This window comes from Natronolimnobius baerhuensis (assembly GCF_002177135.1).
GTDB classification, from domain to species: domain Archaea; phylum Halobacteriota; class Halobacteria; order Halobacteriales; family Natrialbaceae; genus Natronolimnobius; species Natronolimnobius baerhuensis.
On record NZ_MWPH01000005.1, the window covers coordinates 138,855 to 151,266 of the forward strand.

Genomic DNA, 12,412 nt, shown 5'->3' on the forward strand with positions numbered 1-12,412 from the left:
ATCTGAACCCATTGTATCTCAGTTACTCCGTTGATGAGAGTTGTTCGTCGACGTACTGTTCTTCCCACCCTCGACGTCGAGACGAACCATCCCGTGCATAGATCCTGTCGTTCGCAACTCCAGCTGCCTGACTGGTATACCAGAGGTTCGGAGGATACGGCAGTACGAGTCGTCTGTTAGCAGCCTGAAAACGTGACAGTCACCGTCTCCACTCGACCGACCAACCCCGATATTTTTCTGCTCTGACTACGAGGTCACGTCAATGAGCGGACAAACACAGCTCCCCGGACCAGTGGGAGTGCGGTTTCGTCGAAACGAATGGCATTGAGTTGCACTATTGTCGCACCGGCGGGTCAGAGTCGCCGTTCGTCATCTCCCACGGCTTGACCGACGATGGGTACTGTCGGCTCGAGCTCGCCCGCGAACTCGAGGACGAGTTCGATGTCGTGCTGTACGACGCTCGCGGCCACGGGCGTTCCGACGCCCCGGACGAAGACTACGGCGCGTCTGAACGGGCAGCGGACCTCTTCGGACTGCTCGAGGAACTCGCGATTGACGACCCAATCCTGTTCGGTCACTCCATGGGTGCCGATACGGTCACGGAAGCTGCGACCCGCCGACCAGAGCTGCCGCGAGCGGTCATCCTCGAAGACCCTGTCTGGATGGTCGATGGGGTCAATAATGACGTGATCGAAGGCGACCCAGGAAAGAATATCGAGGCACAGATTGCGGAGTGGCAAGACCGAAGCGTCGAGGAACTCCTCGAGGCCGAGACCATGTTCAGGGACCTTGTCGAGTCCGGCCAGCCAGACCTCGCACAGCGAGTGGCCGAAGCCAGAGGCCGACTCCGACCCGAGATTGCCCGTGTGTTCGAGGCTGAGTTGCTCGACCCCACCGAAATATACGGCGATCTCGAGGCGCCGACACTTATCCTGAAAGCTGATGCGGATGAGGAAGAACGCGAGCGCGAACAGGAGATCACTGGGTACCTCCCAGATGGGCAACTCGTACATGTAGACGACGCCGGACACTGTGTCTTCTGGGACGAGCGAGCGCGTGCAACCGAGGAACTTCGGACGTTCCTCCCGACGGTGTGACGGTTACGGAGAGAACAGCCGACAACGGTTTGGAGTAAAAAGATCTGTTGCAACAGCTGTTTCAAACGGTACAGAAACGGTATCTGACGAGAGGCTGAAACACGATCTACATCGAATTCCCAGATAGGGTAACTGCAGCAGACCGCTTTCCACTGACTCCCAGGGTGGAATACGACTTACTCTCGAGTCGCTATCGACGAGTGGGCAGCCAACGTATGGCGAAGCAGGGATGCCTGGCCACGCCGGAGTTGGGCAGAGACGGCGGACGTCGAAATCTCGAGTTCGCCAGCTATGTCTTCCATCCGTGTCTCTCGAGGAACCTCGAAGTAGCCCTGCTCCAGTGCGGTCAGGAGTGTCTCGCGTTGACTGGCCGTAACGCCATACCGTCTTTCGTCGTCCCCACTTGCCTGTTCCTCGTAGAGATTACGGACTGAAAACGAGCGGTTCTGTTCGATACAGACCTCTCGAAACGAGTGCAGTGCCTCTCTCGAGGGGAATCGGCCAACGTATTCGATCCCTGACGCCGATAGTGTCAACCGAATTGTGAGGATGTTTTCATCGATCGCGACGAACTGAAGCGTGTGTTGTTGCCCCTCCGGAGACAGTTCACACCGGTACAACCGCCGGTCAGGCAACGCAGTGAGGCACTCGTACGTCGACACAGTCGGATCATCGTCTAGTGCGGACTCGTATGTCTGAAAGTCATCGCCTGCGGCCCAGAAGACGAACGTCCACGGGTCGTCGGCCAGCGACCGAATATCTTCGACCTCAAGTACCATCTCTGGCACTTCAGCCAGTGCCTGTTCCCCCACCGGATTCCCGATTGCCAGTTTGCCAATTAATGCCACACACTGTCATGGGAGATGCCCCATCATAATTCTCAGTGTCACAGAGCTGAAGGACCGTGACACAAGGTGTGAAAAACGTCCCAGAAGAAGTCGAAGACCGTTCAGGAGCTGCTGTAGAGCGAGTTGACTTCGATCACGTTCGCGGTTTGGACAAGTTGATCCTGTAACTCACTCGAGATGCGTTCATCAGTTATCCGACGAGCCGGGCCGGAGATACTCAGGGCACCAATTCCACCCGTTCCAGAGACGTTCACCGGCGTTCCGATACAACGGACCCCCAGAATGTTCTCTTCATCATCGATTGCATAGCCGCGCGACGCCGTCGTCTCGAGTTCCTGGTGTAACGTTTCAGCGTCGGTGATCGTGTGTGGTGTCCGCTCGGTGAACGTCGTCTCAGTGACGATCTCGTCGACCTGCGCAGACGGGAGTTCACCAAGGATTGCTTTGCCAAGTGAGGTCGAATGCAGTGGCATCCGATCGCCGACTGACGACACCGTTTGGACGGCTGACCCGCCCTTTCCCTTCTCGAGGTAGACAACGTGGTCGCCTTCTTTGGCACCGAAATGAACGACTTCACCGGTGGTCGCTGCAAGTTCCCGGACTTGCTCGCGAACGGTATCCGGGTTTGCCACCCAACTTTTGACGGACTCTGCAGTACTCAAAAACTCGAGGCTAAGCCGATAGGCGTGGTCTTCTTTGACGACCAGTCCGGTGTCAGTAAGCGTCGCAAGGTGGCCATGCACTGTGCTTTTCGAGATGCCGAGTTCAGTTGCAAGTTCTGTCACCCCGACAGGCCCACGCTCCTGTAGTAGCGTGATGATGCGACAGGTCTTCTTCGCCGAGTCGACCTGCCGTGGAACTGCTGTGGACATACCAGAAACAAGCGGTTCGAACCGGATAGAGGATGACGTTCGCCGTCTGAACCATTTATATACTGTATCTGTGTATGCCACTCGAGTAGGGACAAACCACTGCATCAACGCTGAATCGTTCGGGCAGTGTGAACGTCTTGTGCGTACAAATGAATGGCCTCGAGTCCACACATAAATATAGCAAATTCCAGATAGTAAGGGATACATACCATCTACGCGTTAATATAGAGGATAACAGAAACTTCTGTTGGAGATCATCCACAATTCACCGTCAGAGGCCGTATCGTAGACGGTTCTGTAGATAATCGGTAAGGTGGGAATCTAGGAACGACTAATGTCGTATAGGGAGCAACCCCTCACAGCAAATCGGATGCAGTAATCACAAAAAGGGAGTAAGAAGGTAGTAGAGTCGATGTGCAAGATTTGGTTTCGAGAACGTCAGCTCCAATCGAAGTTTAGTAGTCACCAGTTTCGTATAATATTATGCATTCATATATAATTTAGGCAACTAAAATATGGCTGTCAATATAACTATAAATCTCTTGATAGAATCGGCACGACCGGATGTCTCTCGAGCAGAGAAACAATTGGAAGGTATGACGACAGCCGAAACTGGTTCGGCCACATCGAATAACGACTGAGAGCCGCCGTATCGGCTGTCAGCGCGAGGAGAGTCGTCTCGAGTACGGGGAGGAAGCTATCGCAGGGCCAGTAGAAACCACACAGCAGGCGGTGATTTACACAGGTATGAGTGTCAATAGAGGTGCGGAGGAGACAACATCGAAGAGCGACACGATGTTCGAAGCGGTCGAACGCAAAGGAATTGGGGGAAAGAGCCACCGAAGCGGATAGCAACAGCAGGTGACAGCCACAGAGAGCAGTTGTTACACACTGCTGTGGGAGAGACAGAGGACCAGAGAGCCCGTTGACGATCATGTGTTATCTGGGGCGATTCGAACACACCGAACGGGAAAAGTCGGGGACTCTTGCATGGATGAGCACATATATACCTCCGTATTCATAACTCTCTGTCATGCCGATTGAGACAATCTTGCTTGCCGTTAGTGACCAGGACGCAGACCGTGTGGCCGAACTGACTGACACCGTACTCGAGTATGCTGCCCCGCTTGTTGCGACGGTCGTTATCGGCCACCCAATCGCCACCGAAACGGGAAGCATTCCAAATGCATCCACGCCAGTATTCGGCTCACAACATCCCTACGTGCTCTCGCAAAACGAATACGATGAGGTCCTCGAGGAGTACACCGACGGTGAGGATCTGGATGATGCAGTGTCAAAACACGACGCCGTTCAAGAAGCAGCACGCCGATTAGCCGACAGTGGCGTCGAGTATCACGTCCGTGGCGTCGTCGGCGAGTCGAGTGACGGGCTCGTTGCCCTTGCGGAGGAAACCAGTGCAGATCGACTTGTAATCGGCGGCAAGCGTCGTTCGCCGACGGAGAAGGTCGTCTTTGGGAGCGTCGTCCAGACGGTACTGATCGAGTCACCGTGTCCAGTAACGTTCGTGCAGGACGAGTGACCTGGCAGCTGGAACCACGTCTCGGCCAGTCCGGAGAACACTCCACACAGACTGGAACTGACAGACAGTAATCCGGAGATGTGAGCGTGTTGCGATCATCTTTTACCCAAACAGTGACACCAGTGTTACCGGGTCTATATATGGATTCGGTGCCGATAGCAACCAATGACTGAACCACACAGTCAGTTGGTGAGGGGGGTTGGGAAGGAGGAACGGACCCCGACAGTGCCAGCTGCTCAGGTCGGCGACTGGACAGCAGCAATCGACCGACAACAGCATCGAACACACGCAGTGAGCACCGGCGAGAACAGGGCGCGCCAGCACCGAACCGTGGCGTCCCGAAGCAAATGACTGCCGAGCCACTCATTCCGGACCGCGCACAGATCAGGCGCGTTGCACTCGTCGTCACAGACCTCGAGGAGATGGTCGCGTTCTATCGAGACGTGGTTGGACTCACGGTTCGGTCACAAGCAAAGACCACGGCGACGCTTGGCACCGACGAGCAGCCATTACTCGAGTTACGGCAAGACGAAGATGCACCGCCACGAACTCGAGAACAGGCAGGACTGTTCCATACGGCGTTTAAGGTTCCCTCGCGCGCTGCGTTAGGTGGGGCACTCGAGCGCGTACGAAGCGAGTGGGACCTCGATGGTGCCTCCGACCACTACGTCAGCGAGGCGCTGTATCTCACTGATCCCGAGAAAAACGGCGTTGAGATCTACGTTGATAAGCCAAAAGACGCGTGGCCGCGTGCAGACGATGGTTCGATTCAGATTGGAACGATTCCACTCGATATCGGCGTGATTGGCGCCCAGTCAGACGGCAGTGTGGCCGTCCCGCCCGAGACGACAGTTGGTCACGTCCATCTCGAGGCAACGTCGCTGCAAGCGGCGCAGTCGTTTTACGTCGAGACACTTGGCCTGACCGTGCAAACGGCGATACGCTCAGCGGTGTTCCTTGCCGCTGGTGACTATCATCACCATCTCGGCGTGAATACGTGGACTGGACGCTCCCAGCCAACAGGCGGGCGCGGACTATCGTGGTTCGAGATTATCGTTCCCGATGAGTCGATTGCGACAGTTCGACAGCGACTCGCAGATACTGAAGATGTTGTCGACCACGGGGAATTCCTCGAGATCAGCGATCCAGACGGGATTTCGATTCGAATTCGAACACCCTAATCGCTGAGACAGCTACCTGCAACGGACAAAAACGAGTGTCGAAAACAGCGGTATCGATCAAAATGGTGCGTCTGCGGTGTTAGCTTTGGTCCTGACTCGCAATCGACGGTGATTGGCGACCAGAGGTTTGCTTAATCACGAGTGCGAAGACAGCGATTACGACGAGTGCGCCGCCCCACATCGTGAGCGTGGTCGCACGGCCGAACTCATTAATCAGCGGTGCGGGAGCGAACGGTGAGATAGCGAATCCGAGGTACATCATCATCGTCACGCCACTGAGTGCACGGCCACGGTACTCCTTATCGACAGCTGCTGCCACCCAGTCGTTTGCCGTCGGGAGGATGAGTCCGAGTCCACCGGCACCGATAACGATTCCGATGAAGATGAGCGCAAAGCTCTGTGTCAGACCGATCAGCACGTAGCCGACGCTCGCAACAGCGAACGCGATGACCACGATGGTTCCGTGGCGCAGGCGACTCTTGATTCGACCGTAAAGTGCCGCAGCGACGAATCCGGCGAGCATCGCTGCCGAAAGGGCAATACCAGTCAGCGACCCGCTGATATCCAGACTATCCTGAAGGTAGTACGGCACCTCGATCTGGATGAGGTTATTCGTCAGGTAGCCAAAGACAACAACACCGTAGATGCCAAGCAATAGCAGTGCTGGCGAGTCCCGGATGATTTTCCGGACGGCCTCGAGTCGGCCGATATCGTCACTGGCACTACTTTCTTCCTGAGTCACCACTGGCTCGTGCAGGTAGCGGATGACCGGCGGTAACAGGAGCAGCGCCAGTGCGTAGACGAGAAACAGGTACCGCCAGTTGAAGTCAGCGATAAGTCCGCCGAGGACGACAGCGATGGCACCGGCACCGGCTGAGACGGCGCTGTACCACCCCATTATCGTCTCGCGACGGCCCCCAGAGTAGTAGTCTGCGATCAACGTTGGAATCGTGACCATTACTGTCGCCACGGCGATTCCATCGAGGATGCGAGTCGCGAGGATCAAGTAAAGTGAATCGAGGAAGAAGGCGATGCTCGTCCCGATCCCGTAAATGATGATTGCGGCGATCAGAATCGGTTTGCGACGGTACTTATCCAGCATAATCCCGACGATCGGGGCGACGATGACGACGATCGGTGCCGACATCGTGCTCACGAGTTGCGCTAACGTCTCGGAGTTATCCAGATGCGAATACGTGCTTTGGATTTCGGGGATGTTCGGATTGATGAGGCCGCCGGAAAACGATGCCATCACACCGATGCCGAGCAGGGTAGCCAGCATCGGCCAGTTGATGGGGCTGCTCGTGTCAGTTCCCATTGTCGGTCACTCGAGTTACGCGAGAGAGGCAATTTTCAGAGAGGCCCATACTTGCGAGTGTGCTGTTACTCCATGCCATTCAACTCGAGCTAATGCACCTCTATTATAAAAGATTGTGGATTGTTGTTCACCCGGATTTGCCAGGGGGCGTGAGTGTCTCGAGCGACCCACTCCAGCACTGTCAGTCGCAACGGGTACGCGAGCGTCTTACAGCCACTGGATACAGACAGGCTCTGGGATCGAGGCTCGTTTGCCCGCAGGAATCAGCGAGCCAGTTTCCTCGTCGATCCAGAACGCAGTGATATCGTCACTGTCGCGATTCGCCGCGAACAAGAACTCACCAGCGGGGCCAACCGCGAAGTGACGCGGCCACTCGCCGCCACTCGAGGAACTCGCGACGCTCTCGAGGTCGCCATCGGCAATTGCAAACGTCACGATTGCATCCTGTCCGCGGTTTGAGGCAAAGAGGTAGCGTCCCGAGGGGTGAACCGCAATTTCGGCGGTTTTGTTTTGGCCGGAGAACGCATCCGGGAGCGTCGAGACGGTTGCGTGCTCGTCGAGCGAGCCGTCTGTGGCCCGCGTGTAACTCGTCACGGTCGAGTTGAGTTCGTTGATCACGTAGAGGTATGTTCCGTCCGGGCCAAACGCAAGATGGCGCGGACCGGCTCCCGGATCAGTTTCCGTCTCAGCACACCGCTCGAGTCGTTGGCCCTCGTGGTCGATTTCGTAGGTCACGATCCGGTCGGTACCAAGATCAGGGACGTAGACGAAGCGATTGTCCGGACCAGGCGTGATCGAGTGTGGGTGTGGCTCCGTCTGGCGCTCGTCGTGGACGCTCGAGCCGTGATGGTCGATGACAGCAGTGGGGTCGTCGATGGTCCCATCCGCGTCGATAGGGAGCATCGAGATAGCACTACCATGATAGTGGGCCACGAATAGGAACTGCCCGGTTGCGTCGACACTGCAGTGACACGGGCTGGAAACGCCACTCAGTGCCGTACCGATGTTGGTCAATGAGCCTGTTTCTTGGTCGACATCATAGGCGACGATACGACCCTCGTCTTCCTCGCGAACAGCGGCATACAGGACCGCATCGCTCGGATGTGAGGCGACGAACGTCGGATCAGGGCCGGCATCGACCTCGTCGCGGATGTCGATCGAGCCAGTTGCTGAATCAATCGCGACAGTGTACACGCCAGGAGTCTCTGCAGCACTATACGTACCGACGGCTGCAATATGCGTCTCAGATGTCACACTCGAGTAGTCAGACTACGCGATATTGATTGTTCTGGTGTGCCCCAACTCAAGTCACGATGAGTCATCCTGTGGCGGGGCTGTCCACTCGGCTGCGTCATCGACTGGGTCGTAGCCGAGTCGGTCACGAGCGTTCCGAAGCGAAAACCACCGGCGGTCGTTATCGCTGACGCCGTGGAAGATATCGAACTCGACGGACTTGTCCTGCAGACAACACTCGATGAGGTGTGCAAAATCACGGCGCGAGTGCCACATTGCCTTCATTCGGTTCACAGCGCGGTCGTACGCCTCGCTCGAGCGATCCCAGTCACCAGCATCGACACCGAACTCCGCGTCACCGTAGGGATGGTCGTACTGCTCGGAATTGACCGTACAGATACGAAGCGCGTAGAACTGTGTCGGAAACTCGACGTGGTCCGCTTCGATGTACTGACGCCCCAGTAATTCACCGAACGCTTTGGTCGTCCCGTAGTACGAATCAGGCCGAATCGGATCCGTTGGACGGACCGTAATGTCGTGGTCAGGTCGGTAGATATCGGGGGCGTGCTCGAGTTCGTACTGTCCGACGACGTGATTCGTCGAGCCGTAGATGAAGGTCTCGACACCAGCATCACGCGCTGCGGTAAGTGCGTTGTACATGCCGAGAATGTTCGGCTCGAAGACGTCGTCCCAGTTCCCGTCGGTGTAGGGATAGGCGGCGAGATGAATCACGGCGTCCTGTCCCGTAAACGCCGGGCGGATCGCGTCGGAGTCCGCGATATCGGCAACGTGCGTATCGAACGAGCCGTAGGGGTGATCAGCAGGTCGGTCCGATCTATTCAGGTACGTGAAATTGTAGTCGTCTGTCGCATCCAGGTGGTCGATGATCGCAGTCCCGCATCTCCCATAGGAACCGGTCACGAGAACGTCCATGCGAAACCGATGCGAAGACACGGAAAATAAACTTCCGATCCGCTGTGACAGGCGAGCGAGTCTGCTCGAGACCAGCGGCTCGTTTCAGTTCGCGATTCGACGAGTGCTCACTTCTCGCCGCCGTTCACGCACGTCAGCAGTCCGTTGACGTACGCAATTGCGTGCGCTCGAGAGCGGTGCCCCCACTTGGTATCGTCGACGATCTCGGGGACGTGATCCGGGACCATGACGCCGTCAAAGCCGACTTCGTCGAGTGCTTTGAGGACGGCCAGCGTATCGAAGTTGCTCTCGTCGTCGTCGAGGAACGTCTCGGTGAAACGCGGCCACGTACCGATCACATCGCGAAGGTGGACGAACACGATATCGTCGTTCTTCCCGAAGTGATTGATGACCTCGATAACGTCCGTCTCAGGCATCTCGGAGAAGCACCCGAGGCAAAGCTTGAGGCCGTGGTTGTCGCTTGGAACGATTTCCATGGCTCGCTCGAACGCCTCGCGATTGCGGAACAGCCGAGGGATGCCACCAAGCTGTTCGACGGTCGGTGGGTCAGCCGGATGCAGCGCCAGCTGAACGCCAGCCTCCTCGGCGACTGGAAGCACTTCCTCGAGGAAGCGCTCGTAGTTTTCCCAGAGTTCTGCCTCGCTGTACTCGCGCTCGACGCTTGGTGCTCGCTCGTAGGGCTGTGTGAGATCGTCAATGTCGAACTCTCGACCGCGAGCGCCGCCGCGTACGCGGGTCGTCTGTGAGGTTCGCATCGGAACGACACCGCGTGGGTTCCACTGGTAGCCCAAGATCGGAATGTCGGCCTGTCCCAGATTCCGAATGAGGGTTTTAATCGTCTCGAGTTGGTCGTCCTGACCGTCTTTGCCGAGCATGATCTTTCCGTAGATGTTGTAGCTCAGCGACTGAATGCCCATGAGACGCAATCCGGCGTCTTCTGCACGACGGCGGGCCTGGACGAGTTCGGAGACTGATGGAATCACGCCCTCGTCGATCGTGATCGTTTCGTCGTCATCGCTGCCTTCATCTGTGAACACGTCACCGCGTGGAGCGCGGTGGTCCAGAAAGATATCCGAGATGCCGATCTGGCGACAGAACTGCAGGCGCTCATCGGACAGCGTTCGCGTTCGAGTCCCGGCACGCAACGGAAGGTCGGAATCGTGACTCTCGAGTGATGGAGTGTGACTCATCGAGCGTATCCTACGCTGTTCCGTATTTAATTCTTTCCAATGAGTAACCATCGATGAGTCGGTCTACCCCATCGGCAAGGTCCGAATACAGCGACTCGAGACGCTCGTGGTCATGATCCGTAAGCGAGCGGATCGGATCGCGGACGGCCCCACCGTGGAGTCCAGCGAACTCGAGGCCCTGTTTCACCGCTGGAACGCTCACTGCACCGGCGATCGAGTTGTCCTCTCCGGTCCCCTCTCGGAAGTTCTGATAGGGCAGACAGAGGTCCCGAAGGTCGCGAGCGCGGTCCCACTCCTCGTTTGAGAGAGCCGCAAACAACGCCAACCCGATTTCGGGACGGAAGTTGCTCACACCCGCCGAGAAGCCTTCGACGCCCTCTGCCCAGAACGCAACCGCATACGGTTCTGCGAGGCCGTTCACCCAGACCACGTCGTCCGCACCGGCGCTGATACTCGCACCGAGGGTAACGGCATCCTCGAGTGCGTACTTGATTCCGACAACGCACTCGAGGCGGGTCAGTTGGGCGAGATACTCGACTGACGGCTCGTATCCGCGGATGTACGGGACAAGTGGTGCTGCTGAGACAGTCCCCAGTTCTCGGTGATAGTCCAGAAGTCCTTGTTCGTGGATATACGTGTGATCCGGCGGCATTACCATCATCGCATCGACGCCGATGTCATCGTAGGCCCGGATGAGGTCTTGAGCCGCTGACGTGCTACCGCCAACGCCGGCAAGGACGCATGCATCAGTCGGGAGCGCATCGACGGCCGTCTCGGTGACTGCGATCCGTTCTGTCTGTGACAGCGAGTGATATTCGCTGATATTCGCAGCCGCAAGGAACGTCCGAATGCCCTGATCGTACAGCGACGCGACGTTCTCTTCAATTTTCCAGTGGTCGATCTCACCGTCTTGGTCGAACGGCGTGAGGACGCCGACAGCGACGCCTCTGAGCCGCTCTTTGACCTGCTCGGTCTCGAATGCCATCGATTACATCGATCGAACGGCTGGGTTATAAAGGTATTGTCGCAGCGGACACTCGCAGTTGTCTCCCGATGCGACAGACGCCGGGTGACGCTCGAGAGCACGTGCTGGGCAGCAGCTCAGGAGTATAGCGAATTAACTTCGATCACGTTTGCCGCCTGTGCAATCGTCGGTTGAAGCTCAGTTTCGAGTCGCTCGTCAGTCATTCGCTGTGAGGGGCCTGAGATACTTACAGCGCCAATAACCTCCGTTTCGGGGACACTGACGACCATGCCGATACAGCGAACGCCGGGAATGTTCTCCTCGTCGTCGATCGAGTACCCACGCGCTGCCGTCGCCTCGAGTTCGTCGGTCAACTCGTCGGCGGACGTAATCGTGTGTTCAGTTCGCTGCTCGAGGCCGTGTTCCTCGACGATGCGATCGACAGTCTCCGGAGGGAGCGTCGAGAGAATTGCTTTGCCGAGACCCGTCGAATGCATCGGCATGCGCCCGCCAATCGTCGATTTGGTCTGGACTGCCGAGTTGCCTTTGGCCTTCTCCAGATAGACGACTCGGCCGCGCTCTTGGGCACCGAAATGGACGACCTCGCCAGTTTCGTCCGCGAGCGCTCGGATCTGTTCGCGCACGACATCATGTTCAGCGACCGTTCGCTTGACCGATTCAGCGATATCGAGAAAGGACAGACTCAGCCGGTAGGTGTGGTCGTCTTTGACGATCAGCCCCTCGTCGTGAAGCGTCGCGAGGTGTCCGTGGACGGTGCTTTTCGAATACCCCACGTCGGTCGCGATTTCGGTGACGCCAGCGCTGCCGTGTTCCTGTAACGACGTGATGATATGACTCGTTTTTCTCACTGCATCGATCTGTCTGGGCGTATTCGTCGGCATGTACCTCGTCATCGGAGTCATCTCATATAACGCTTGTTCTCCGCCGAGAAATCAGCCGGTTCAGCGCCACTCGAGTGTGTTCTCTCCTCGACGCGGACACGCACGTCGATACTCGAGTCACGCCCTCGCTGCGTGGACGCTCGAACAGCCTCGAGCGAGAGCAAATACTATCGAACATTGTTCGGCCTGTTCGAATCTACTGGGGGAAGGCTTCTCGAGACTGAATATGCGGTCGATAGTTGGCGAGGAGCAGCGACTATGACGAGCGTATCGATGCCCCACCCACCTAATTACACCAGTACACGCGTAAATCAGTGTCGTGGAATTCGTAACT

11 protein-coding genes are annotated in these 12,412 nt (G+C 57.1%); 3 read left to right on the top strand and 8 right to left on the bottom strand.

The genetic code is table 11. The features are described from left to right. Window positions 1-383: 383 nt before the first annotated feature. Window positions 384-1,097 (top strand): alpha/beta fold hydrolase, encoded by a 714-nt coding sequence (locus B2G88_RS18500; protein ID WP_217895833.1) that lies wholly within the window; start codon window positions 384-386, stop codon window positions 1,095-1,097. Window positions 1,098-1,273: 176 nt separating this feature from the next. Here B2G88_RS18500 and B2G88_RS18505 read toward each other — a convergent pair whose 3' ends face one another. Both B2G88_RS18505 and B2G88_RS18510 read right to left on the bottom strand, forming a co-directional pair. After that, window positions 1,274-1,945 (bottom strand): helix-turn-helix domain-containing protein, encoded by a 672-nt coding sequence (locus B2G88_RS18505; protein ID WP_054861937.1) that lies wholly within the window; start codon window positions 1,943-1,945, stop codon window positions 1,274-1,276. 101 nt (window positions 1,946-2,046) lie between these two features. Continuing rightward, the gene (locus tag B2G88_RS18510; RefSeq protein ID WP_087715626.1) at window positions 2,047-2,817 is read right to left on the bottom strand and encodes an IclR family transcriptional regulator; all 771 of its coding nucleotides are present in this window, start codon (window positions 2,815-2,817) and stop codon (window positions 2,047-2,049) included. A gap of 1,033 nt (window positions 2,818-3,850) precedes the next feature. On the opposite strand from B2G88_RS18510, the gene B2G88_RS18515 reads away from it, so the two are divergent. Continuing rightward, window positions 3,851-4,357 carry a universal stress protein gene (locus B2G88_RS18515; protein ID WP_054861934.1) on the top strand — a complete coding sequence of 169 codons (507 nt, stop codon included), beginning with the start codon at window positions 3,851-3,853 and terminating at the stop codon, window positions 4,355-4,357. 347 nt (window positions 4,358-4,704) lie between these two features. Further along, the gene (locus B2G88_RS18520; RefSeq protein WP_054861933.1) at window positions 4,705-5,538 is read left to right on the top strand and encodes a VOC family protein; all 834 of its coding nucleotides are present in this window, start codon (window positions 4,705-4,707) and stop codon (window positions 5,536-5,538) included. A gap of 79 nt (window positions 5,539-5,617) precedes the next feature. On the opposite strand, the gene B2G88_RS18525 is transcribed toward B2G88_RS18520, so the two are convergent. From B2G88_RS18525 to B2G88_RS18550, 6 genes are all read right to left on the bottom strand, one after another. Further along, window positions 5,618-6,856 carry an MFS transporter gene (locus B2G88_RS18525; RefSeq protein WP_054861932.1) on the bottom strand — a complete coding sequence of 413 codons (1,239 nt, stop codon included), beginning with the start codon at window positions 6,854-6,856 and terminating at the stop codon, window positions 5,618-5,620. Window positions 6,857-7,063: 207 nt separating this feature from the next. Further along, window positions 7,064-8,110, bottom strand: coding sequence for a lactonase family protein (locus tag B2G88_RS18530; protein WP_087715627.1), 1,047 nt, complete (start codon window positions 8,108-8,110; stop codon window positions 7,064-7,066). Window positions 8,111-8,164: 54 nt separating this feature from the next. Beyond that, window positions 8,165-9,022, bottom strand: coding sequence for an NAD-dependent epimerase/dehydratase family protein (locus tag B2G88_RS18535; protein WP_087715628.1), 858 nt, complete (start codon window positions 9,020-9,022; stop codon window positions 8,165-8,167). A gap of 107 nt (window positions 9,023-9,129) precedes the next feature. Further along, complete coding sequence (locus B2G88_RS18540; RefSeq protein WP_176393295.1) at window positions 9,130-10,212, bottom strand: mannonate dehydratase; 1,083 nt, start codon at window positions 10,210-10,212, stop codon at window positions 9,130-9,132. Window positions 10,213-10,222: 10 nt separating this feature from the next. Next, window positions 10,223-11,197 (bottom strand): dihydrodipicolinate synthase family protein, encoded by a 975-nt coding sequence (locus B2G88_RS18545; RefSeq protein ID WP_054861929.1) that lies wholly within the window; start codon window positions 11,195-11,197, stop codon window positions 10,223-10,225. 116 nt (window positions 11,198-11,313) lie between these two features. Continuing rightward, window positions 11,314-12,078: an IclR family transcriptional regulator gene (locus tag B2G88_RS18550; protein WP_087715629.1), complete on the bottom strand. Its 765-nt coding sequence runs from the start codon at window positions 12,076-12,078 to the stop codon at window positions 11,314-11,316. Window positions 12,079-12,412: the final 334 nt, after the last annotated feature.